Origin of the sequence: Enterococcus sp. 9E7_DIV0242 (assembly GCF_002140975.2) — a bacterium.
Taxonomy (GTDB): domain Bacteria; phylum Bacillota; class Bacilli; order Lactobacillales; family Enterococcaceae; genus Enterococcus_L; species Enterococcus_L clewellii.
Genome location: NZ_CP147247.1, coordinates 2990994 through 3015541 on the forward strand (window position 1 = coordinate 2990994; position 24548 = coordinate 3015541).

A 24548-nucleotide genomic window follows, 5' to 3' on the forward strand; every position below is an offset into this window, starting at 1 on the left:
AAAGAAAGTATGGTGAACAATGAATAGATATAAAAATAGCTCGCTTTTTTTAGTGCTGCTCGCTGCTCTGTTAGTGTTGAGCGCCTGTCAAAAGGAGCAGAAAGTAAAGAACGTCCCTGCGCAATTACAAGAGTTTGTTTGGTACGATGAACGGGAAAAACCATTTGGTATATTTGAGTACGATGAACTGACCAAAGCTGAGGCAGAGGAATTACTGGAACAAAAATTTTCTTTACAAGAAGCAGTCCTTACTGAAGAATTTGAAAAATGTTTAGATGAAGGGATAACAGATGAGACCATCAAAGCTGGAGAACCTATCTACTCACTTGCTGCTCAGGAAACGAGTTTGAAGGTCCGAGGATATTATACGTACTATAAAGAGGAAGACTTGGTTGCATTTGCTTATATCGATACAGAATATCAGTATGATTCTGAAAGTAAAGAGGTGAGGTTATTGGATCAAACCTTGTCGCTGGCAAAGCATGGTTCAGGTAGCACGTTCCCGCAGAATAATGGTGAAGAACTGATACAACAACTGGGTGAGATACTTAAAATCGATGATTTGGACGCTGCTATGGCGCAATTTAAGGAGAAGTATCCGGAATCAAGTAAGTCGGAGATTACTGTCAGTGACAACGGAACGGAAGCTTATGATAACCACGGGATTCGCAAGGCGTTGATTACACGTGTAACGAATAAGGAGATTGTAGAGATTTATGCTCGTCTGGTTGATTATACGGAGTGATAGAGCGTCCTCCTGCAGTTAAGAAATCAGCGAAAAGGTTGGAATAGAAGTGTTCGGCTTATTGCCGAGGAAGCTACTTCTGTCTTGCCGTTTATTCGGTTTTAGGGGGACTGAGGCATAGGGATGTCCAGTCCCTTCTTTGCGTGTGTCTATTTCTGAACAAGTAGTAGGAAGAATGTGTTGTTTTTCAAACAGTTATTTTATCTTTTGTTTTCTTGGTAATTGTTGACACATCTGTCAAATTAACTTGACTATTACGGTGTTTCTCTTTAAAATAAAGCATGTAATAGTAGTGTAAATCAAAATAAAAAGGCACTTTGCTTCATGGCGCCAACCATGAAACAAAGCCCTGTAAGGATAGTGTGACCTATCGATACAAGTTGCCTTAATCAGCCAACGCGAGCGTTGACCTGTATTTATTTTACTCAATTTCATTAGAAATATCCACCCTTTTTATTTTTCTGTATATGAGTATGCAGTGAAATAGAATGGGAGAGGACGAAGAAAAATGATTGTTTCGGATTGGCTTTTGAGAAGAAGCTGAACGGAATCGAGAAATAAATGACAGGGCTATAAATTTGTTGATTAAGTAGTATTGAGAGTAGTCATCCATACCCTCAATACTACTTTTTTTGGTTTACCTACTATTATTTTATGATGAAAAGCTTTAAGCGGGAAGCTTTTCATTCGTACTGTCAGTGCGACACACCTGTAAAAAACGAGAATATATTTAAACCTAGACCTAGCGACAAACGATTTAGATAAACACTACCCACAAGACATCTAAAGTCACTGACAGTATGTGGAAACAGGCCGGAGAAATCTGGTCTTTTTTCATTTTCTTTCAAATCCGATCAAAGAATAAAAATCTGCATATTAAAGGAATGAACATGTGCGAACTTGCTGGACTGGAAAACAGATTCATCTGTATAAATAAAAATAGGTATTCCTTCTTCGCATATAGCGTAGGAATACCTGTTTGATAGTTGGTTCGTTGATGTAGCTTAGGCGTTGGAGTCTATCCTACGCTCTGGTATAGCTATATTTATTTTTTTATGAATAGTCGATCAACAGACCATTCATTTATCTATTCAAGATTTTCCAAAACATATTGGAATTCACTGAAAGCAACCTCGTCAATACCGCCATTCATTTGTAGTAAAACTAGCTTCGTTTCATTCACTGCTGTCCAAGATTTGTATTGCTCGTTTTCAGCAGTCAAATTATCATAGAATGCTTTGGCCTCCTGTAAGTCTGCCAGATTTGTGTAAGTAGTTAGTCTGCCATTTAGATATGAAGCAGAATAATCTGAGTAGTACACGCCGAATATGATACCTGAAGCAGCCTTCATTGGTGCCAATCCATAATCTGTTTCAGTCATGTCACGTTCTTCGTAGACGGCTAAACCAGAATCTTTAAATTTTTGAACGACTTCTTGTGCAGTGATGAGGGGTTGTGCAGGAGCTTCACTGGAAACAGTTGTACTGCTGGCTGTTGTTTTCGAACTGTCGGATGTTGTTGGTTTTTCGTTATTATTGCAAGCAGCCATCATAACAGAACACAAGCCCAATAAAACAAAAGCAATCCCTTTTTTCATACTTCTCCTCCTTATACGCCAAAAGAACGAATAATTATGTATTTTCCTCTCTATTCTACCATGTTTTTTAAAGCCAAAGCTATAAGATTAATTAAAAATATGTTTCTGTTCTTTTTTTAGAATAAAAAAACCTCGTGTTTGATTTCACAGCCTGTCATCAAGTAAAATCTAGAAGAAGATAGAAGGAATGAGTAACTTATGAAACAGGCTTGGTTCATGAGTGTAAGTGAAGGTAGAGGACAAAATATGAAAGGTATAGTTGAGGCTGTTTTAAGTAAAACAAGAGGCCTCGGAATACTTTTGTGTGAAAATTTCTGTGTGTTAAAATAGAAGTATGTTTTTTTACGTAGATTAAGTGAGAAGAGGAAAATCATGAAAGCAGAAATTATCGCTGTCGGAACAGAGCTTTTGCTCGGACAGGTTGTGAACACAAATGCAACGTTTCTATCAGAGGAACTGGCAGATCTAGGGATAGAGGTTTACTATCATACGGTAGTTGGAGATAACCTTCAACGGCTGCTTGATGTATTGAATGAAGCCGAGCAGAGAAGTGACTTGATTGTCTTGTGTGGCGGATTAGGACCGACAGAGGATGATCTGACCAAAGATGGTGTGGCCTTGCATATTCAAAAAGAATTGGTTCAAGATCCGGACGGCATGGAAAAACTACAGGAATTTTTCCGTTTTTCTAAGCGCAAAATGACACCTAATAACCTGCAGCAGGCACTGATAATTGAGGGGGGAATAAGTATTCCGAATCCTACGGGTCTTGCGGTAGGGACGCTTGTGACTGCACGTGACACTAGCTATCTATTACTTCCCGGACCACCAAGTGAACTGAAGCCGATGGTGTTTCAGCACGTACGACCATTACTTAAAGAACTCTTTCCAACAAAAGAACAGCTGATGTCCCGTGTTTTGCGTTTTTATGGGATTGGAGAATCTCAATTAGTAACGGACTTGAAGGAACTGATCGATCAGCAGACGAATCCAACGCTAGCGCCGTATGCCAAGCCGAACGAAGTGACCTTGCGTCTGACAGCAAAAGTTTCATCTGAGGCCACAGGAGAGGCGATGCTGCAGCAGTTAGAGGATCAAGTGTTGGCACTTGTCGGAGAATTTTTCTACGGTTATGGTGATGAGAACACGCTAGAAGAAACAACCGTTAAGCTGCTGACAGAGCATGGCAAAACATTGGCAGCTGCGGAAAGTCTGACTGCCGGACTTTTCCAAAGCATGATAGGGAATGTATCTGGTGCTTCTAAAGTACTTAAAGGAGGTGTTGTCACCTATTCAGCAGAAATGAAGACGGCGCTTCTGGGCGTTCCTGAACGCTTGATTAAAGAGCACGGCACAGTTAGCGAAGCCTGCGCTATAGCTATGGCTGACGGTACCTTGAAGCTCACAGATGCTGATCTGGCGGTTTCTTTTACCGGTGCGGCAGGACCAGATGAACTGGAAGGCCATCCACCGGGCACAGTTTGGATAGGTCTGGCACAAAAAGGGCAGCCGACAATTGCCGAACAGTATCATTTTAATCGTGACCGGCAGTACGTTCGATACAGTGCAGCGATGAAAGGCTTGGATTTAATTCGACGTGCAGTTTTAAAAGAAAAATAAATGCGAATGTTTGTTCGTTTTTTTCTTGATTTTTATTTATAAAACAGGTAAGATATAATCACTGGAAATAAAACTATGTTTATATATAAGGAGGATTATCAATTGGCTGATGATCGTAAAGTAGCATTAGATGCTGCGTTGAAAAAAATAGAAAAGAACTTCGGTAAAGGCTCAATCATGAAGCTGGGTGAAAAAGTTGATCAGCAGATATCTACAATTCCAAGTGGTTCATTAGCACTGGATGTTGCTTTAGGTGTTGGCGGATATCCTCGCGGCAGAATCGTTGAAGTATACGGACCTGAAAGTTCCGGTAAAACAACGGTTGCGCTTCATGCGATTGCAGAAGTGCAAAAACAAGGCGGAACAGCTGCCTTTATCGATGCTGAGCATGCGTTAGATCCGCAATATGCTCAAAAACTAGGTGTAAATATTGACGAATTGCTACTGTCACAACCTGATACAGGGGAGCAAGGCTTGGAAATTGCTGATGCATTGGTTTCAAGTGGTGCGATTGATATCGTAGTTATTGACTCGGTTGCAGCTTTGGTTCCTCGTGCGGAAATCGATGGGGAAATGGGTGCTAGTCACGTTGGGTTGCAAGCGCGTTTGATGTCTCAAGCGTTACGTAAATTATCAGGTTCTATCAATAAGACGAAAACAATTGCAATCTTCATCAACCAAATTCGTGAAAAAGTCGGCGTAATGTTCGGAAATCCAGAAACAACACCTGGTGGACGTGCGTTGAAATTCTACGCAACCGTTCGTTTGGAAGTACGTCGTGCGGAGCAATTGAAGCAAGGAACAGATATCGTCGGAAACCGTACCAAAATCAAAGTAGTAAAAAATAAAGTAGCCCCACCATTCAAGGTAGCCGAGGTTGATGTGATGTACGGCCTAGGTATTTCTCAAGAAGGTGAATTGCTGGATATGGCTGTAGAAAAGGATCTTGTTGAGAAAAGTGGTGCTTGGTATAGCTATAACGGCGAACGTATCGGTCAGGGACGTGAAAATGTGAAAGCATATATGATCGAACACCCTGAAATGATCGCTGAGCTTTCTCCTAAGGTCCGTGCAGCATACGGAATCGGCGATGGGTCAATCGTTGTTGAAGAAGTAGAAGAAGGGCAGGAAGAACTGCCGTTAGACGAATAAACAAATGATTTGAAAAGCGTTAATTAAAAAAGCTGAAGTTACAAGCCATTATCTATTGGCTGTACCTTCGGCTTTTTTGATTGGCTGATTATTTTGGTTTGATTTTTACAAAAGGTAAGGCGCCATCTGTATAGATAGCATCTCCACCCCCATTCAATCCGTGATAGCTAGTGGTGAAATGTTCAATCGTATGGATTTCTAAAGGTAAATCGGTTTCTTGGAAGGTGTCCAAAACAAAATCTCGTTCTTCATCGACATCAGAGCTGATTTTATGTGTGACTTGTCCTGTGAATAGAGAGAACCCTACCTTGCGATCATAGGTGGCTGCGGCTAGCCAATCCGCAGTTTTCCCACCAGGAAGATACCAGTTTTCCGGTGTCTTCCAAACTCGTACATGATGACGTCTTCGAGGGTTATGATCCATTTCTTTTTCAAAGGCCATGGTTTGCTTTTGATTGAATAGGAGTAACGTGCTGACAGGAGCACTGGGATAGGAGCGGCCTAAGATACTGGCAATCGTCATATGAATACCAGTAGTGAGAGTTAATGGCTCAGCAAGTGTCCAGCCGCTGGTAGAAAACAGATGAATGATTTCTTCTTTTGTACCAATAAAGGCTAAATTGATGGGATCGCCCAAAAGGCCATCTGTTGTTCGCGATCGTCCGATGAAATAATCCGGTACGTATCGATGTGTCATGGTTTTATTGATTACAGGAAGAGCCAGATAGGAGCTAAAAAGCCACAAAACTATATAGGCGAAAATATGAATTTTTTCTGTCAAGATATCTGCGAGCAGTGCTTTGTAGACTAGGTAACCAATTAAGAGAATGAGTGCAAAACGGATGGTTCTAAAGATACGGTTCCCTATCTTTTGTTTTTTCATAATAAACTCCTTTCCGTTGCTGGTGATCTAATGCAACAAGTATGCTAAAACAGGTGGTGTTCAAAAAGGTAGACCATGAAGTAGCTGTACACACCGATAGACCAAGGCTTCAAAAGTAGGATGATTCTCAAAAATTTCTTGAATGGAAGATCCGTCATTCCTGCAACAAGACAGACGATGTCATCTGGAGCAAAAGGAATGATCAGTGTCCAAACTAACAGTTTTTGGATTTTTTTATCGTCGTTGGAACGAACTAAATCTGTAAATTCTCCATATTTTTTAGGCGACAAAAGGGCTTTAACAAATCCTTTGCCATAATGTCGAACCAGCATAAAAGCAAGAATCTCCCCAATCACTAAACCAATGTAGCTATAGAGCAATCCATAGATATTACCAAACATCAACATCCCCGCAACTGAAGAAATACCACCAGGTAATATGGGAATGATCACCTGAACGATTTGAAGAAGAATAAAGACAATGATGGCCCATTGACCAAACTGGTGGATAAAATTTTTCAAGAGCATGGGTGATTTGAAAATACCTAAATGCAGACCATAGAGAACAAGGCCGAAAAGAACAAGTAGACCTAAAAAGGGCAACAGACGAATGAATTTTTGTAGGCGTGTCAAAGTGATCTCCTCCGGTTTTCTATCAAGTGTAGATACTTATGAAATAATGGCAATCAGTACACGAACAACAAGTGAATTGTGAGTCTCTCAGTCAATTCTTGATGTCTCTTTGATTATATAGCCTTTTTTTCAAATGAAACAATTATTCGCCTTTTAGCTGTTTAGTAAAAGAGTCGATTTTAATGATAGGAGTCTTGGGTAATTGAGATAGAATGGTGGAACTCTAAAAAACGCGTGCAACTAGAAAAAAAATTTTCGCTGTGTTATTTTTTATCAAATCTATAGCTAGAAACACGTACTTTCGGTATTCGCCATTATTCGGTCCAGAACAGGTGTTTCAATTGCTTGCCGTGTGGATGATAATAGCTATTTTAAGTTGACACACTGATAGACAACAATTAGAATAAAGTTGTGTGCATTTTCTGTACACACATCATTGATGTATTGATAATGACAATCATTTTTTGTCAATAAAACTACATGAATATTGAAGTGAATAGATAGTATGGAGGTGGAAACAATGGGTTTATTAATTCCCCTTGCTATCGTCGCATTAATTGTCGGTCTTGGAGGAGGGTTTTTCATTGCAAAATCCCGTCATGAAAAGGCAGTGGATGGAGCGAAAAACTCCGCTGTCGGTATTATTGAAGATGCCCGCAAAGAAGCAGAGACTCTGAAAAAAGAATTTTTGCTGGAAGCCAAGGAAGAAAACCAGAAGTATCGATCAGAGGTTGAAAGTGAGTTAAAAGAGAGTAAGTTAGAGTTAAAATCACAGGAGAATCGTCTTTTACAAAGAGAACAAACGTTGGATCGTAAAGATGACGTTCTTGAAAAACGTGAGAGCTCACTGGAAAGCAAAGAAGAAAAGCTGGTCGCAAAGCGGCAATTAATTGATGAGCGGGAAAAAGAAGTAGAACAGCTGGTAGAGAAGCAGCAGCAAGAAATAGAACGTGTTGCATCCCTATCTAAAGATCAAGCGAAAGAAATCATCATGAAAACAACGGAACAAGAATTGAACCATGAACTTGCTGTATTAGTTAAAGAATCAGAAGAACGTGCGAAGGAAGAAGCAGACCGTAAAGCGAAAAATCTGCTTTCTCTGGCAATTCAACGTTGTGCAGCAGATTCGATTTCTGAAACAACTGTTTCTGTTGTTAGCTTGCCGAATGATGAGATGAAAGGTCGAATCATCGGACGTGAAGGCCGAAATATTCGTACATTGGAAACATTAACTGGGATCGATTTGATTATTGATGATACACCGGAAGCAGTAGTACTTTCCGGATTTGATCCAATTCGAAGAGAGATCGCGCGCATGACTCTGGAACGTTTGATTCAAGATGGACGTATCCATCCGGCTCGAATTGAAGAGACTGTCGAAAAATCTCGGAAGGAAATGGATGAACGTATTCGTGAATATGGAGAGCAGGCCGCTTTTGAAGTAGGCGCTCATACCTTACATCCAGACTTAATCAAGATTTTGGGACGTTTACGTTTCCGTACAAGTTATGGTCAAAATGTTTTAAATCACTCGATTGAAGTAGCTAAACTGACAGGTGTGCTTGCAGCTGAGCTGGGAGAAGATGTTCAGTTGGCTAAACGAGCAGGATTGCTTCATGATATTGGGAAGGCCTTGGATCATGAGATTGAAGGGTCCCATGTGGAGATCGGTGCAGAATTAGCTGCGAAGTATAAGGAAAATGCTACGGTAATCAATGCAATTGCTTCTCACCATGGTGATATTGAAGCAACATCCGTTATTTCCGTACTGGTTGCAGCAGCAGATGCGTTATCAGCTGCAAGACCGGGAGCTCGTAGTGAATCTCTGGAAAACTATATCCGTCGTTTAGAAAATCTAGAGAACATTTCTAATGGGTTTGCCGGAGTAGAATCAAGCTTTGCTGTACAAGCAGGACGTGAGATTCGTGTAATGGTAAAACCGGAAGAAGTTTCAGATTTAGAAGCGGTTCGCTTAGTGCGTGATATTCGTAAGAAAATTGAAGACGATCTGGATTATCCGGGACACATCAAAGTTACAGTTGTCCGTGAAACCAGAGCCGTTGATTATGCTAAATAAAAAAGAAAGCTGTCTTTTATCTTTAATGATAAGAGGCAGTTTTTTATTTGAGTAAATTATCACTTAGGATTCAGCCTATGGATAAAAGAAAATATTTATTTAAATGAATCAATAGATATTTCTATTATAATTTCTATAAAATTCGGAAATCGTTGAACTTCCAGTCAATTTCTCAATAAATGAGAGAATACTGAGTATTTTACTGTTTCATCAATAAAAAGATAAACCAGAAGTTTAGAGTTAGATATATTGCAATAGAAAGAGAAATTACTGAAAAACAAGTTTTTTCTCATGTGATTCTCTGCGAAAATTTACTATTTGTTTAAATTAGTAGGGGGTTATATCATTGCGATATTAGGATTTCTTTGATATATTTCTAATAGGTCTAATTAAACATAGGAGGTTTTCTAATGGGGATCAAGAAAAAAACAGCTTTAGGGCTTATTACAACCGTTTGTACGTTAACTTTGGTTGCATGTGGAACAACTACTGGAGGAGATACTTCTGACAGTGCTGGCGGATCAGGTGGATCAGCGAGTGGAGAGCAAGTATTAAGATACATCGAAAGACAGGAAATGCCAAGTGCAGATCCATCTTTAGCAACAGACGAAGTAAGTTTTATTGCGTTAAACAATGTATACGAAGGTATCTATCGCATGGATAAAGACAATCACCCACAACCGGCAGGTGCTGCTGAGATGGCTGAAGTCAGCGACGATAGCTTGACTTACAAAATCAAATTAAGAGAAGATGCAGTGTGGTCAGACGGCGAACCTGTAACAGCAGATGACTATGTCTACGCTTGGCAGAGAACTGTAGATCCTGATACAGCATCAGAATATTCATATATGTTTGCTCCTGTGAAGAATGCTGAGAAAATTACAGCAGGTGAAATGGACAAAGAAGAATTAGGAATCAAGGCAGTTAGTGATTATGAATTGGAAATTACTTTGGAAAAGGTAACACCATATTTTGATTACTTATTGGCATTCCCATCATTCTTACCACAACGCCAAGATATCGTTGAAAAATATGGCAAAGATTACACAACTACAAGCGATAATGCAGTATACAATGGTCCATTTACATTAACAGATTTCGATGGTCCGGGTACTGATACAGCTTGGTCTTACACTAAGAATGATACTTACTGGGATAAAGATACAGTAAAATTAGATAAAGTTGTTGTAGACGTAGTAAAAGAAGCACCGACTTCTCTAAACTTGTATCAAGATGGTCAGACAGATGATACACCATTGACTGGTGAATTGGCTCTTCAAATGAAGGACGATCCCGATTATCTAGTTCTTGAAGATGCATCTACTTTCTATTTGGAAATGAACCAAAGAGATGCAGATTCCCCTTACCATAATATCAATTTGCGTAAAGCATTGGCATATGCTGTTGATCGTGAATCATTAGTGACTCAAATTCTGGCAAACGGTTCGACAGTTGCTGAAGGTCTAGTACCAAAAGGATTGTCAAACAACCCTGATTCAAACGAAGACTTTGCAGAAGAAGCGGGTAATCCGATTTCCTTCGATGAAGACAAAGCAAAAGAATATTGGGAAAAAGCGAAAAAAGAACTGAAAATCGACTCTTTGACTATGGATCTTTTAGTTGACGATACAGATGGTTCTAAGAAAATGGCTGAATTCTTGCAAGGTTCACTTGGAGACACATTGGACGGCTTGAAAGTAACAGTTAGTCCGGTACCATTCTCTGTACGTTTGGATCGCACAAGTAAAGGCGATTTTGAAGTAGCAGTCGGTGGTTGGGGTGCAGATTACGCGGACCCAAGTAGCTTCCTTGATTTATTCGTAACTGGGAACTCTTATAACCGTGGACGTTACTCAAATAAAGAATACGACAAGCTGATCGAAAGTGCATCTTCAACAAATGCAAACGATCCAGAAGCACGTTGGCAAGATCTGTTGGATGCTGAAAAAATCATCATGGATGATATGGGTATCGTTCCAATCTACCAAAAAGCAGAAGCTCATTTACGTTCGCCAAAAATCAAAGACATGTTCTATCACTCTACTGGAGCGAAATATGACTTCAAATGGGCGTACATGGCAGAATAGGTTCTATATAGTTTAAATAAGAGAAGAAGTGGGAAACTGCTTCTTCTTTTTTGTTGTAAGTGGGTTCGAACTTATTGATCGGAGTTCTCAGACTGTCTCACTTTTTTCTTTCAAACAACAAATCTTTTCATTCTGAGCGAAAACCTCTATAATATAACAGTAAGACTAAGAGAGAAGAGGAAGAGTGTTTGCGTATATTATTTATTGGAGATGTTGTGGGTTCGCTTGGAAGAGAAACGATCACAGAATATTTGCCAAAGTTAAAAAAGAAGTACCAGCCGCAGGTGACGATTGCTAATGGTGAGAATGCAGCAGCTGGCAGAGGAATCACGGGGAAAATATATAAAAAATTTCTACAGGACGGTGTCGATGTTGTTACCTTGGGCAATCACACTTGGGACAATCGAGAGATTTTCGAATTTATCGATGATGCGAAAAAGATGGTCAGACCGGCCAATTTTCCTGAGGGAACACCTGGACAAGGAATTGTTTATGTTAAGGTAAATCAGCTTGAACTGGCGGTCATCAACTTGCAGGCACGTGCATTCATGGTAGATTTGGATGATCCGTTTAGAAAAGCAGAACAGCTAGTTGAGGAAGCAAGAAAGCGGACACCGTTGATCTTTGTGGATTTTCATGGCGAGACGACAAGTGAGAAGCAAGCGATGGGCTGGTTTTTGGATGGAAAGGTCAGTGCTGTAATTGGTACACATACGCATGTTCAAACAAACGACCGGAGAATCCTGCCGCAAGGAACAGCGTATCTGTCTGATGTTGGTATGACAGGTCCCTACGATGGGATTTTAGGAATGAAAAGAGAAGCGATCATTGAAAAATTCTGGACAGCTTTGCCGCAACGATTTGAGGTTGTTGAGAAGGGTCGTAGCATTTTATCTGCCTGCTTTATTGAGTTGGACGACCAAACCGGTCATGCAAAAGACATTCAATTGATTCAAATCAATGAGGATCGCCCTTTTCAGGAGTAATAAAAAAAGTTGAGGCAGGTACTCGTTTAGCGATCTGCTTCAACTTTTTTGTTGTGATGTGTCGGACTAGTCCAGTTCATTGACGATTACAGTGGCATTGTAGCCAATATAAATATTGGTTTTCAGACCAGTTTCAGCATCGATGTACTCGATACGTCCGTCGCCATAATTGATATCGAATTTTCCGGTTTTTTCATAGATGATAGAGCCATCAGCGTTATAAACGAGAATTTCACGGTTCAGCCCATTATTAACACTGGACTGTAGATTTTTCTGCCAGCGTTTCCCACCTGCTGTGCCAAAGATGATGAACAAAATCAAAGCAGCGACCAGAGCGACAGCAATCAAAGTTCCGGTTAGCATTTTTTTCTTTTGTGAAGCAGTCATTTTCTTTTCCATACATACCCTCCTATATTCGTGTTAATACAAGTATATCAGAAAAGCGGTCCAGGCTTAATGCTTTGTCACGAGAATCGAAGACTCGCAGAGACACCCAAAGAAGCAATGCTTTGTCTCGAGAATCAAAGACTCGCAGAGACACTCAAAGAAGCAATGCTTTGTCACGAGAATCGAAGACTCGCAGAGACACCCAAAGAAGCAATGCTTTGTCACGAGAATCGAAACGCAGTAAGACTCGCAGAGAAACAATTACAAAATAATGCTTTGTCTTAATAATTGAAATTTTATAGTGGGAACTTTAGTGTTTCTCATGTACCCTAAAAACGGTGTTTCCTTTCTATTTGGACGCAAATAAATCATTCCTTACACAGAAAGTGGCTTTTGCAAAGAAAAAATAGGTGAAGTAAAATAGAATTTGGCAAAAAATCGGAATGTGTTAAAATAAACATACATATTTTGAAAGAAAATCAATGACTGAAGGTGTGAAGTATGGATCATTCCATTGAAGATAAAAAGATTGAAGCTGAGCTGGAGAAGCTACTTCAACTACTCGAACAAAATGAAACAATCAAGCGCTATAAAGAGATTGAGCAACGAGTAAATAACAACGAAAAGCTGACACAGCTTGTGGAAGCAATTAAAGCGGCCCAGAAAGATGCTGTTCAGTTTGCTCATTATGGGAAACCCGAGGCTGAGAAGGAAGCGATTAAGCATGCGGACGAGCTGACTGCGCAATTTGATGAGCATCCCTTAGTTGTAGCTTACCGGGAGCAATTAGCAGAAGCCAATGATCTTCTGCAGCACATCACTACGATGATCCAACGTGGGATCAATGATCAATTAGAGAAAGAAGGGTTATGATTTGCCTCAAAAAACAAAGCACACACCAATGATGGAACAATACCTGACGATAAAGGGGCAATATCCAGATGCCTTTCTTTTTTATCGTTTGGGTGACTTCTACGAGATGTTTAATGAAGACGCAGAGAAAGCGGCACAATTATTGGAATTGACATTGACGAGTAGAAATAAAAACGCGGACGAGCCGATTCCGATGTGTGGAGTTCCTCATCATGCGGCACAAGGCTATATCGATACGTTAGTCGAGATGGGGTATAAAGTAGCGATTTGTGAACAGGTGGAAGACCCTAAGACAACAAAAGGAATGGTCAAGCGAGAGGTTGTTCAGCTCGTCACTCCGGGAACGGTAATGGAGAGTAAAGGGCTGGAAGCGAAGGATAATAACTATTTGACTGCGATTGTGGAAAGCGACGGGCGTTATGGTCTGGCATATGCCGATTTATCCACTGGGGAATTGAAGAGCACGACTTTGACGGAAGAAGAGCATGTCGTAAATGAAGCCGCGGCGTTACAGACTAGGGAAATCGTTTTGGGAAGCTCAATTCCGGAGTCGTTAGTGACTATTTTAGAGCAGCGTTTGACGGTTGTTTTTTCAGAGCAGTTCGAGGCGCAGGAAAATGCGGAATTTAGTTTTTTGACTAGTACCTTGTCACAGGAAATCGAGATCGATGTGACACAAAAGCTGTTGACATATTTGGCGGTGACGCAAAAACGAAGCTTGGGTCATATTCAGCAAGCAGTGGAGTACCAACCAAATCATTATTTGAAGATGGACTACTATTCTAAGTTTAATTTGGAGCTGACTCGCTCGATCCGTTCTGGAAAAAAACAAGGGACCTTGTTGTGGCTCTTGGATGAAACGAAAACCGCGATGGGTGGACGTCTGTTGAAGCAATGGCTGGATCGTCCGCTAATACAGGAGAAGCAGATCGTTAAACGTCAGGAAATGGTGCAGTCCTTATTGAATGCGTACTTTGAACGTGTAGATTTACAGGCAGGATTTGCCAAAGTTTATGACTTAGAACGTTTGGCTGGGCGCGTGGCCTTTGGCAGTATCAATGGCCGAGATTTGATTCAGCTGAAAACCTCTCTGGAACAAGTACCGATGATTCGTGAGCTGATTATTGGCATCAATCAAGGAGAATGGAATGATTTATTAGTAGAGCTGAATCCGATCGAAGATATTGTTGAACTGATCGATGAAGCTATCATGGAGGAAGCGCCGCTTCAAATTACTGAAGGAAATGTCATCAAGGATGGCTATAATGATACATTGGATGAGTACCGTGATGCTATGCGTAATGGGAAAAAATGGCTGGCTGAGCTGGAAGCACGTGAGCGTCAGGAAACAGGGATCAAAACGTTAAAGGTCGGCTTCAATCGTGTGTTTGGATATTATATTGAAGTAACGAAAGCGAACTTACCAAACCTTGAAGAAGGGAAGTATGATCGCAAGCAGATGCTGGCGAATGCGGAACGTTTCATCACTCCTGAGCTGAAGGAGTTGGAAAAGCTGATTCTTGAAGCAGAGGAAAAATCTGTGGACTTGGAGTATCAGCTATTTCTTGAAGTGCGGGAGCAGGTCAAAGGCAGTATCGATCGTTTGCAGCGTTTGGCAAAATCGCTAAGTACAGTCGATGTCTTGCAAGCTTTTGCGACCGTGAGTGAGCGGTATCAATATATCCGTCCGACCTTGAAGGCGGGCAATGGCGATCTGCATATTATTGAAGGACGTCATCCTGTTGTAGAAAAAGTGTTGGGCCATCAAGAGTATATTCCAAACAGTATCCGTATGAACAAAGAAGACTTGATATTATTGATTACTGGGCCGAATATGTCCGGTAAAAGTACGTATATGCGTCAGTTGGCATTGACCGTTGTCATGGCACAGGTAGGCTGCTTTGTACCTGCCGAGTCAGCAGAGCTGCCGATTTTTGACCAAATCTTTACCCGTATCGGGGCTTCAGATGACCTAATCGCCGGTCAAAGTACCTTTATGGTGGAAATGATGGAAGCCAATCAGGCACTTCGTCACGCTACACCGAACAGCTTGGTGTTATTTGATGAGCTGGGACGTGGAACAGCAACCTATGATGGTATGGCGTTGGCACAGGCGATTATTGAATACATTCAGAAAAATGTGAAGGCTAAAACCTTATTCTCTACGCATTATCACGAGTTGACAGTTCTGGATGAAACCTTGAAAGGGTTGAAAAATATTCATGTAGGAGCCGTGGAGAAGAATGGAGAAGTCGTCTTTCTTCATAAGATCATGGAAGGACCTGCAGATAAAAGTTACGGCATTCACGTAGCCAAAATCGCCGGTCTGCCGACAGTGCTTCTGGAACGGGCAGCAACGATCCTTTCCGCGTTGGAATCACAGGAAATCGGGCATGCGCCAGTTAGTAATGACGCATCGATCATTAATGAAGAAAATGAACAACTGTCACTATTTAAAGAAGTGTCGACCGACGAGCTAAGCGTGATTGACACATTGAAGAAGATGAACCTGTTAGAGATGACACCAATGGATGCGCTAAATGTTTTATATGATCTGCAAAAACGAATTTAGAACTCCATAAGAGGAGGAAAATCGATGGGAAAAATCAAAGAATTATCGGAGCAGTTAGCGAACCAGATTGCGGCTGGTGAGGTTGTCGAACGACCGGCATCAGTTGTTAAAGAGCTGGTAGAGAATGCTATTGATGCTGGCAGTACACAAATCGATATTTTTATAGAGGAAGCTGGGCTGAAAACGATTCAAGTCATCGATAATGGCGATGGAATTGCTAAAGATGATGTATTGAATGCGTTCAAGCGGCATGCGACCAGTAAGATCCATACAAGAGATGACTTGTTTCGAATTCGTAGCCTGGGGTTTCGTGGCGAGGCTTTGCCCAGTATTACATCCGTTTCAGAGGTAACCTTGGAAACAGCCGTGGCAGATGAAACAGAAGGCAGTTATGCGAAGCTGACTGGTGGTAAGGTGGATGAGCATCGACCAGGTGCCTTACGTAAAGGAACGAAGATCACTGTTGAAAATTTATTTTTCAATACACCTGCTCGGTTGAAATATGTAAAAACGATTCAGACAGAACTGGCAACAGTCGGTGATATCGTGAATCGGCTGGCACTAAGTCATCCGACTATTGCGTTTCGATTGGTACATGATGGAAACAAAATGATGAGTACGACAGGCAGCGGTGATCTGAAACAGACGATCGCAGGGATTTATGGAATAAGTACGGCGAAAAAGATGCTGGAAATCAAGGCAAAGGATTTGGATTTTGAAATCAACGGCTATGTGTCACTCCCGGAAGTGACACGTGCCAGTCGCAATTACCTGTCAACGATCGTTAACGGACGTTATATCAAGAACTTCATGTTGAACAAGGCAATCATCAGTGGTTATGGCTCAAAATTGATGGTAGGTCGTTTCCCGATTGCTGTTTTAGAAGTAAAAATGGACCCTTTGCTCGTCGATGTCAATGTTCATCCAACAAAGCAGGAAGTCCGATTGAGTAAAGAAAAAGAATTGATGGCTTTGATTACCAAAGCTATTGAAGAGGCACTGAGCCAGGAACAGCTGATTCCTAATGCGGCAGCTAATCTTCAGTTCAAGAAGAAAGTGGAGAAGCAAGTATCTGTAGAACAAATGGAAATTCCATTGGCTGAAGAGAGACCGGAAAAGCGCGAAGCGGCGGATGAGGGTATCCGTAAACCGGGAAGCTTGAGCTATGATTCTGAGAGTGGTCGCTTCTTTGTTGAAGGGCAGACGCAGAAAGTAGAGCCAGAATCAGCTACTACAAGCCTTGCTGCTTCTGAACCGCCTGTTGCAGAACGCATTGAAGAGGAACCGGCTGCTGATTACGCGACGAAATCACCTGTTGCGTATGCGTCTATCGAAGTGCCTGATCCTATTCAAAAAACAGATATAGAGTACTCGGATAGGAGCGAGGGAAACCACTTACCGCAGGAGGAGATAGAGCAAGACATTGCCAAGGCTAGGGTAGAACAATCGCAAGAAACTGAGAGCACAGAAACAGAGCTGCCGTTTCCGTCTGCGGAAGAGGAAGCACGCAATCATCCGGTTTTTGATATGACTAGTAAGGAGACGGTTAGAGAGTTAAATCGGACGGTCGATCGCTTAGAGCACGAGAAGAGACCAGAGCGTTTCCCGGTGTTGGAATATTTTGGTCAGATGCACGGGACCTATTTGTTTGCTCAAAGCAAAGAAGGGCTGTACATCATCGATCAGCATGCGGCACAAGAACGTATCAAATATGAATATTTCCGTGAGAAAATCGGTGAGGTGTCGAATGATTTACAGGAACTGCTTGTACCGATCGTATTAGATTATCCAAACAGTGACGTAATAAAAATCAATGAACAAAAAGAAAAATTGGAAAGTGTTGGTATCTATTTGGAAGGCTTCGGACAGAATAGCTTTATTGTTAGAGCCCATCCTACATGGTATCCAGGTGGCGAAGAGGAAGAGATCATTCGAGGCATGATCGATATGTTATTGGTGACCGGTCAAGTCAGTGTAAAGAAATTTCGGGAAGCTACAGCCATCATGATGAGTTGTAAGCGATCGATAAAAGCTAATCATTATTTGAATGAGCAGCAGGCAAGAATCTTACTAAATGATTTGGCAGAGTGCGCCAATCCATTCAATTGTCCTCATGGTCGTCCAGTATTGATTCACTTTACCAATTCTGATATGGAAAAAATGTTCAAACGGATTCAAGATCCGCATTGATCAAAGGAAAGGTTGTTAGGACATGGGTATTGTATTAGCTTCCCAATCGCCACGTAGACAAGAGCTGTTAAGGCGGATTGTTCCATCATTTAAAGTACAGGCGGCAGACATCAATGAGGAGGTGCAGCCGGGGATCACCCCAAGGGAATATGTTCAGAATATGGCGTCAGAAAAAGCAGCGAGTATTTTTGAACAATTCCCGGAGGATCGGGTAATCGGCTGTGATACGATTGTTGTCTATGAAGATGAAATCATTGGCAAACCAACATCAAGAGAACATGCTTTTCAGATTTTAAAAAAATTAAGCGGACAAACGCATATGGTTTATACGGCTGTAGTTGTTATGGAGGAAGGTCGTACTTCCTCCATGATAGTTCCCGCAGAGGTGGAATTTTTCACGCTGTCTGATCAAGAGATCAACGCCTATCTGGATACAGATGAATACAAGGATAAAGCTGGTGCGTATGGGATTCAAGAGCAAGGCGCGCTGCTGGTCAAGGGAATCATGGGAGACTACTATTCGATTATGGGTTTGCCGATCGCAGCTTTATCTCGCATGCTCAACTACGAGTACGAACAATTATAGAGGTGGAAGATAATGAACTGTTCTGAAACAAGATCTGTACAAACACATATTATTACTTTTCCTTATTTAAATTTTCATGAAACATTATTTGGTGGACAGTTGATGGCTTGGTTGGATGAAACGGCAGGGATTTCTGCGATTCGTGTCTCCAGAGCACCGATCGTTACAGCATCTGTCGATCAACTGGATTTTTTGGCACCGCTGAAAGCTGGACACTCTGTTTGTATAGAAACGTTCATTTCCGGGACTGGCAATCGTTCGATGGAGGTCTTTGCCAAAGTGATTGGCGAGGATTTGGTTTCCGGTGAACGTTATTTGGCGGGTACTAGTTTCATGACGTTTGTGGTTCCTAAGGGGCACACGCTTCCTGACATCGAGCCGATGACAGAGGAAGAGAAATTTATCTGTAAAGGGTATGAAGAACGAAAAGCGGTTAGACAAAAGAAACGTTCTCAAAGTCTGGACTTTGCCGGACATATTGATTTGGATATTCCTTGGAAATGACCGTCTCTATGCTTCCTGTCTATTGTTCCTACGTGAAAAGTACGGATAGTTCGTGAGAAACGTATGGAGCTCATCGGTAGGTGTTCATTTGTTGAATAAGCCAAATATTGCTGTAAAAGCATCTCATAGTTTCTTATTTAAGGTCGCATACTTGTTCGATGGTTGAGCTCATCAGCACTAGGCAAGCCTTCTTACTTCTTCTTTTTAAAAAGGCGTGCTACTATAAAAAGAAACGCAGGGGAGTGATTCACTATGAAACCATCAGAAGATGAACTTAGGAAGAACTTGACAGATATGGAATATGCCGTCACACAGGAAAATGCGACAGAGCGACCATTCAGCGGAAAATATGATGATTTTTACCAAGAAGGAATTTTTGTAGATGTTGTCAGTGGAAAACCGTTGTTTAGCTCAAAGGATAAATATGATGCTGGCTGCGGCTGGCCTGCCTTTACGCAACCTATTGAAAAGAGCATGGTAAAGGAAAAGGCTGATTTCTCTCATGGTATGCACCGAGTGGAGGTTCGCAGTGAAGGTGCTGACTCTCATCTTGGACATGTGTTTACAGACGGTCCGCAAGATGCAGGAGGTCTGCGGTATTGCATCAATTCAGCTGCCTTGAAATTCATTCCGGTAGCCGATCTTGAAAAAGCAGGCTATGGAGAATATAAAAAATTATTTGTTTAATAGATAAAATTGCTGTAGCTAACATCTGAAATTTGGGTGTTAGCTTTTTTGGTGAAAAACAGATTTAATAATGTCAAACCGAACCTTTCTTCTTCAGCAGTATTCACGCTTCATCAAACTTGTTATACTTAATAGAATCATAAAGAAAAGCGCGCACAGGGGGAGGTCGGCGATGAACGACGACATGAAACAGTTTGCGGAGAAAAGTACAACTAGAAAAAAAGGGATCTCGGATAGCTGTTTACAGGAAACCGAGAAATCACTAGCTATAACACTAGATAAACACTATAAGGATTTAGTTACGCTGGTCAATGCGCCGGAATACGGGGAGTGGTGTTTCTATCCAATCAAGGATAAAAAAAATCTGAAAAAGACGTTTGATGATGTGGTAAGGAATACAAAATTGGAGCGAGTAGCAGGCTTGGCTCAGGATTTTATAGTGATAGCTGAAAATGGGACAGGAAATTTTCTTTGTATGAAGAGCGGCGAAGCTGAGATTTACCATAAGCATCATGAACAGGAATACCCGGAAAAAGTTTTTTCAAATTTAAAAGAGTTTATCCAGCATGCCGAAGAATTTGAATCATGATCAGTAATAGATAACTGATGTAAAGTGAGGTGGAAATGGTGATACAGAAAATTGAAAGTACTAGTAGTGAGGTACCTAAAGCGCTAGCTTTAGTCTGGCAAACCTTTCTTGAATTTGAAGCACCAGACTATTCGGAGCAAGGGATTCAAGAATTCAAAGAATTTATTGCATTATCAACTATCCGCAACAAACTGGCAAATGAAGAGTTAGTACTTTGGGGTTTTTACGAAGAAAAGAAGCTGTTAGGTGTTATTGCCGTTAGGGAAAACAATCATATTTCTTTGTTATTTGTGGACAAAGATCATCACTATAAAGGGATCGCTCGGAAGCTTTGTGAGGCAGCAGTCGACTATAGCTTGAAGAAAGGGAACAAAAGGATCACGGTAAATTCCTCCCCCTATGCGGTAACCGCGTATCACAAGCTTGGATTTACACCCACTGATAAGGAGCAAAGTATCAATGGTATTCGTTTCCTACCAATGGAAAGCCTGCTGAGGGATAAATCGGTAAATAATAAAAAGGGGTAGGAGATGCTTTGTGGCTAAGAAAAATAGAAAGCCTTTAGGGTGTTTGCTCTTGCTGCTGGCGATTCCATTGGGTGGCTATTTATTGCTTCTTTCTATGTGTCGGGTACCTGATTATAAGTATGAGCCTTATATGCGTGCTGGCTCAGATTATTATGAGGAAGTTTTAGGTGTATCTCCTGAAATCAAGCATGGACGTTTTTATGCAGATGAGGGAGGTGGTTTTGACGTGTCAGTGACCTTTACCAAGGAACAACGGAAGAAACCATTCGTCAAACTATACATCGAGCAAATCAATGAGTCGAAGGGCAGCTATGGATTTCGAGGAACGGCGACTCAATCTAATATTGTTGGTCTTACAAAAGAGGCGACGGAGCTTTTGGAGTCTGCAAATAGTTATTATAAATACAATAGGCCTGTATCAGAATTGTTAGATGATTTGTTGGGATTGGATGAGCCGGATTCAGAGATCTATGAGCGGGCACCAGCTATGACTATTTCCATCTATTCAACAGAATTATCTTTTTGGAAAAAAGTAGTGGAAAATTATTCTAGACTAAAAGATCAATCATTTGCGGAACGTTTTGATTGGGTGGCAGCACAAACAGGAAAACAGACGTATTTCTATATCAGGGCGTCGGAGTATGGCAGTTTTGAGACTATGGAGCAGGAATTGCCCTTGAGTAGCTTTCCTGTAGGGACAGTCTATCGAATAACAAGCGAGTACAGCATTCGTTTCGTGGATTACGAGTCAGATGAACAATACAATCTCGTTAAGAGTACTCATGAATATCCGGTAAGCTATTGATTGCATTGATACATGGGAGGAGCGAGACGAAACAATGAAGCAGTGGAAATAGGTAGAGGTTGTGACAAAAGCGCTCAGCTTCAAGCACCAAGTAGGTAACATCGTCAACTTAAAGAATAGAGAAAAAAGAAAGCGTAGCTATCTGTTAGTAAAGAGAGTATAAAATCACGTATTGCGTACTTGACTAGATAATTGAAGGAGTAACTAAGAAAAAAAGCAAAAAAAAGCTTCTCTCTGAATAAAATGAAGACTGCTTTTTTAAAAACTAGGTTTTTGATTTTGTTTATATTTATTGTGGTGTTTGTATTTTCGTTTGTTCCTTTGGAGATCTCGAGGAAGATAAACCGCTCGTAGTATGTCTTCTTCCAACTTTTTGAACCGAAGTAGCTTTTCCTTATCGTCCTTTTCAAGGACAATATCAATCAACTGGTCTTTCCACAAGCCAATTGCTATATTCTCATTGATCTTTTTCTTTGTTTCTTTCTGATTTAAATGACTCATCACATCTTGAACCATGTTATAAACAAGACTTTGAGCTAAAAAATCTTGATAGACACAAACTGGACTTTTACCTGAAACCTGTTCAATTTTCAATTTGTTTTTTACTGTCTGCCAGAGTTTTTCGATTGCCCAACGTTTTTTATAAAGTTCAAGAATTTCTTCTCTCGTAATTGTTGCTGGGAGATTCGTCATAAATACATTCATTTGACCATTTTCCAATGGTAGTTGAATCATACGGGTCATTATCCCCTTATTCGCCTCAAAGTCTTTTGCGAGTTCAGGCTCTACTCGTTTCATTGTTCTTAAACGTGAATACGTACAGGACAAAAAAACGGATGAATCAAGAGAGGTCAGTTGTGCCCGTTCCTTTTGATAAATCGTCGAAGGGATTCGAATCAAGTAGCTAAGTTTCTGTTTCTCAATAAAATGAATGAGATCCAGTGAGGGGTATCCGCGATCAAAAAGTACGAGCCGCGGAGCTTGAAAAGGAATTGACTCTGAGGAAAGAAGATTCTTTTTCGCTAAATTTTTTTCACCGACATGAAGCGAATCAATCTGGAGATCAATCAGGAAGGCATTGAACACATCCATTAAGCCACTCGTTTGTGCTCGTACAGATGTTTCACCAAATCGATTGCCATTTTGACTGAAAAACAGGCGATTTTCTTTCGAATTTGGCACTTCCATTCGACTACCGTCAATGGCGAAAACAAGATAATTATGCCAAGTTTTTGGTGTATCTTGTGTGTAAAAATGAGAAAGATACTGTAAGTTTAAAAATCGAAACGCTTCAGGGTTTACTTTCTTTCGTTGTGAAAGAAATGCTTGTTTGGATAATGTCATTACAGAGGACCCCTTTCGCTTTAAGTAGTGATAGACTTCCATGGTGGCCGTAAGGCCACGTTTGAAAAGAAACGAATAAATGACTTCATTTAAGGGGAATTTACGAGTACGAGTAAAACTGTTAGGAGAATCTGGGAATCGAGCAATTGAATGGAAATGAGAAGAAGTGAGTGAGTTAGAAATCAGATCGAATCGTTTGTGATAAGGAGCAGCCATTCGAATCACCTCTTTTCTTTTACTATAAAAGGTTCTGAGGAAAAAGAAAAGAGAAACTCTGCTATTTTTCAGAGTTTCTCTTAAGTTGACGATGTTACCAAGTAGGTAACATTCAACATCAGTTCCTACGTCACTGTGTTTTTTTACAATTGTCAGAATTTCCTTTTTATTTCTTGCTGCTCAACACTTAGGAGTCGGCCTCTGTTTCTTGCCTCGTGGATTTCTCTGTCAAAGGGACGAATATAGGTACAGGTATAGTCAATGGCAGTGATTTCGCTGTATTCAAAGACGCTGCCGTTTTTCAATAAGCAACGGTTCTGGATCAGCATGGCTGGTGTTCCCTTTTTACATAACAATAATTCGGCCTGATTTTTGCTAATAGAAGTAGGTGTGTAGCTGGTGATATAGTGAGAGATTTGATAGCCTTTTTTCTCCACATACTCCTGAATCGAATGTTCAATATGCTCTTTTGACAGGTCTGGAAATAGGCGGACCGGCATTTTGGATTGCTCGATTTGCTCAAAGGAATAATCAACGATTCGTGCCCGTTCAAAGACCCAGATTTCCTCAGGTGACTGCAGTTGAAAAATCTGAGCTTCGTCCGGTGTGGACATCCGTTTTTCAAGAGAAAGCAGCTTGGAGCTGATTCGATTATAGGGCGTACGAGTCAGGGAATTAAAAATCAATGGGTTTTTCTTCAAGCGTTCCTGAATATACATGCCAGAGCCTTGTACCGCATGGACGACACCGATTTCCTGTAGATTTTTGATAGCTTCTTGTATCGTAAAACGGGAGACATGATACTCTTCGGCTAAGGTTCGCTGGTTGGGCAATTTGCCATTTTCAAAATGGTTTTGATAGATTTTGCTCAAAAGATCCTGAACAATAAAATCTCTTTTTTTCAATGGTCTCCCTCTTTTCGCGTGTCTTCTTTATTCTTTAGTATAGGGGTTATTTGAGGCGTGTCAATATGCTTGGTCCCTGTCAGCAGATCAAAAGGGTTGGTAGCTTTTCGCTGGAACCTATCTGCGAATCGTGAGACAAAAAAATCAGCAGTTCTCTTTTTCAAGAGAACTACCGATCAATAACCTAAAAGATACAGCCTTCCTTAACGCTTATCTTCATCCAACAAGTTATCCAATTCAACAACTTTGCTGTATTCTGCAATTTTTGAAATACCGATCACTTTGTCCAAATCGATAACAAAGGCAATCCCATTTCCGGGCTGACAAAGCTTCATCTCGACACTTAGTGCGTCCAGAACCTTGTTTGTTAAAGATTCAGGAACCAGTGTCAAGACAATATCTTTCTCCGGTTCGATCTCGATGCCCAGAAAACGTCCGGCATCATGAACACCGGCACCACGACCATGAAGAATCGTTCCGCCTGATGCTCCTGCACCTTTTGTGATATCAATAACATCTGGTCCGCTGCCGCCGTCAACGATCGTTACGACCAGCTCCAGATTTAATGCAACTAGTTTTTTCAT

Annotated in this window: 22 protein-coding genes; 15 read left to right on the plus strand and 7 right to left on the minus strand. The window is 41.0% G+C overall.

Annotated features, from left to right (window positions below; all coding sequences use genetic code 11):
- Positions 1–19: 19 nt before the first annotated feature.
- Positions 20–745, plus strand: coding sequence for a hypothetical protein (locus A5888_RS14230; RefSeq protein ID WP_086348687.1), 726 nt, complete (start codon positions 20–22; stop codon positions 743–745).
- Positions 746–1832: 1087 nt separating this feature from the next.
- Here the strand turns inward: A5888_RS14230 and A5888_RS14235 are convergent.
- The gene (locus A5888_RS14235; RefSeq protein WP_086348688.1) at positions 1833–2342 is read right to left on the minus strand and encodes a hypothetical protein; all 510 of its coding nucleotides are present in this window, start codon (positions 2340–2342) and stop codon (positions 1833–1835) included.
- Between the two features lie 372 nt (positions 2343–2714).
- On the opposite strand from A5888_RS14235, the gene A5888_RS14240 reads away from it, so the two are divergent.
- Positions 2715–3962, plus strand: a complete 1248-nt coding sequence (locus A5888_RS14240) for a competence/damage-inducible protein A (RefSeq protein WP_086348689.1) — start codon at positions 2715–2717, stop codon at positions 3960–3962.
- Between the two features lie 102 nt (positions 3963–4064).
- On the plus strand, positions 4065–5114 hold the full coding sequence (gene recA / locus A5888_RS14245) for a recombinase RecA (protein WP_086348690.1): 1050 nt from the start codon (positions 4065–4067) through the stop codon (positions 5112–5114).
- An 88-nt stretch (positions 5115–5202) separates the two neighbouring features.
- On the opposite strand, the gene A5888_RS14250 is transcribed toward recA, so the two are convergent.
- Together A5888_RS14250 and A5888_RS14255 are read right to left on the minus strand one after the other, a co-directional pair.
- Positions 5203–5997, minus strand: a complete 795-nt coding sequence (locus tag A5888_RS14250; RefSeq protein ID WP_086348691.1) for an LssY C-terminal domain-containing protein — start codon at positions 5995–5997, stop codon at positions 5203–5205.
- Between the two features lie 44 nt (positions 5998–6041).
- Positions 6042–6629 (minus strand): TVP38/TMEM64 family protein, encoded by a 588-nt coding sequence (locus A5888_RS14255; protein WP_249274456.1) that lies wholly within the window; start codon positions 6627–6629, stop codon positions 6042–6044.
- A 520-nt stretch (positions 6630–7149) separates the two neighbouring features.
- Between A5888_RS14255 and rny the strand changes: the two genes are divergently transcribed.
- From rny to A5888_RS14270, 3 genes are all read left to right on the plus strand, one after another.
- Positions 7150–8706 carry a ribonuclease Y gene (gene rny / locus A5888_RS14260; RefSeq protein WP_086348693.1) on the plus strand — a complete coding sequence of 519 codons (1557 nt, stop codon included), beginning with the start codon at positions 7150–7152 and terminating at the stop codon, positions 8704–8706.
- Between the two features lie 410 nt (positions 8707–9116).
- On the plus strand, positions 9117–10793 hold the full coding sequence (locus A5888_RS14265; protein WP_086348694.1) for a peptide ABC transporter substrate-binding protein: 1677 nt from the start codon (positions 9117–9119) through the stop codon (positions 10791–10793).
- A 188-nt stretch (positions 10794–10981) separates the two neighbouring features.
- On the plus strand, positions 10982–11779 hold the full coding sequence (locus A5888_RS14270) for a TIGR00282 family metallophosphoesterase (RefSeq protein WP_086348695.1): 798 nt from the start codon (positions 10982–10984) through the stop codon (positions 11777–11779).
- A gap of 66 nt (positions 11780–11845) precedes the next feature.
- On the opposite strand, the gene A5888_RS14275 is transcribed toward A5888_RS14270, so the two are convergent.
- Positions 11846–12178: a hypothetical protein gene (locus A5888_RS14275; RefSeq protein ID WP_086348696.1), complete on the minus strand. Its 333-nt coding sequence runs from the start codon at positions 12176–12178 to the stop codon at positions 11846–11848.
- 489 nt (positions 12179–12667) lie between these two features.
- Between A5888_RS14275 and A5888_RS14280 the strand changes: the two genes are divergently transcribed.
- The 9 genes from A5888_RS14280 to A5888_RS14320 all read left to right on the plus strand — a co-directional run bounded on the left by A5888_RS14280 (position 12668) and on the right by A5888_RS14320 (position 21499).
- Positions 12668–13039 carry a YlbF family regulator gene (locus A5888_RS14280; RefSeq protein WP_086348697.1) on the plus strand — a complete coding sequence of 124 codons (372 nt, stop codon included), beginning with the start codon at positions 12668–12670 and terminating at the stop codon, positions 13037–13039.
- A gap of 1 nt (position 13040) precedes the next feature.
- Entirely contained in the window at positions 13041–15611 is a 2571-nt protein-coding gene (mutS, locus tag A5888_RS14285; RefSeq protein ID WP_086348698.1) for a DNA mismatch repair protein MutS, read from the plus strand.
- A 24-nt stretch (positions 15612–15635) separates the two neighbouring features.
- Positions 15636–17801 (plus strand): DNA mismatch repair endonuclease MutL, encoded by a 2166-nt coding sequence (mutL, locus tag A5888_RS14290; RefSeq protein ID WP_086348699.1) that lies wholly within the window; start codon positions 15636–15638, stop codon positions 17799–17801.
- A gap of 22 nt (positions 17802–17823) precedes the next feature.
- Positions 17824–18387, plus strand: a complete 564-nt coding sequence (locus A5888_RS14295) for a Maf family protein (protein WP_086348700.1) — start codon at positions 17824–17826, stop codon at positions 18385–18387.
- Positions 18388–18399: 12 nt separating this feature from the next.
- Complete coding sequence (locus tag A5888_RS14300; RefSeq protein ID WP_086348701.1) at positions 18400–18891, plus strand: acyl-CoA thioesterase; 492 nt, start codon at positions 18400–18402, stop codon at positions 18889–18891.
- Positions 18892–19143: 252 nt separating this feature from the next.
- Positions 19144–19578 (plus strand): peptide-methionine (R)-S-oxide reductase MsrB, encoded by a 435-nt coding sequence (gene msrB / locus A5888_RS14305; RefSeq protein WP_086348702.1) that lies wholly within the window; start codon positions 19144–19146, stop codon positions 19576–19578.
- A gap of 172 nt (positions 19579–19750) precedes the next feature.
- Positions 19751–20167 (plus strand): SMI1/KNR4 family protein, encoded by a 417-nt coding sequence (locus A5888_RS14310; RefSeq protein WP_170924743.1) that lies wholly within the window; start codon positions 19751–19753, stop codon positions 20165–20167.
- A gap of 38 nt (positions 20168–20205) precedes the next feature.
- Positions 20206–20694, plus strand: coding sequence for a GNAT family N-acetyltransferase (locus A5888_RS14315; RefSeq protein ID WP_339101661.1), 489 nt, complete (start codon positions 20206–20208; stop codon positions 20692–20694).
- A 10-nt stretch (positions 20695–20704) separates the two neighbouring features.
- Entirely contained in the window at positions 20705–21499 is a 795-nt protein-coding gene (locus tag A5888_RS14320) for a hypothetical protein (protein ID WP_086348705.1), read from the plus strand.
- A gap of 258 nt (positions 21500–21757) precedes the next feature.
- On the opposite strand, the gene A5888_RS14325 is transcribed toward A5888_RS14320, so the two are convergent.
- The 3 genes from A5888_RS14325 to A5888_RS14335 all read right to left on the minus strand — a co-directional run bounded on the left by A5888_RS14325 (position 21758) and on the right by A5888_RS14335 (position 24548).
- Positions 21758–23059 carry an IS4 family transposase gene (locus A5888_RS14325; RefSeq protein WP_086348706.1) on the minus strand — a complete coding sequence of 434 codons (1302 nt, stop codon included), beginning with the start codon at positions 23057–23059 and terminating at the stop codon, positions 21758–21760.
- Between the two features lie 152 nt (positions 23060–23211).
- Positions 23212–23964 (minus strand): GntR family transcriptional regulator, encoded by a 753-nt coding sequence (locus A5888_RS14330; RefSeq protein ID WP_086348707.1) that lies wholly within the window; start codon positions 23962–23964, stop codon positions 23212–23214.
- Positions 23965–24167: 203 nt separating this feature from the next.
- On the minus strand, positions 24168–24548 hold the full coding sequence (locus A5888_RS14335) for a P-II family nitrogen regulator (RefSeq protein ID WP_086348708.1): 381 nt from the start codon (positions 24546–24548) through the stop codon (positions 24168–24170).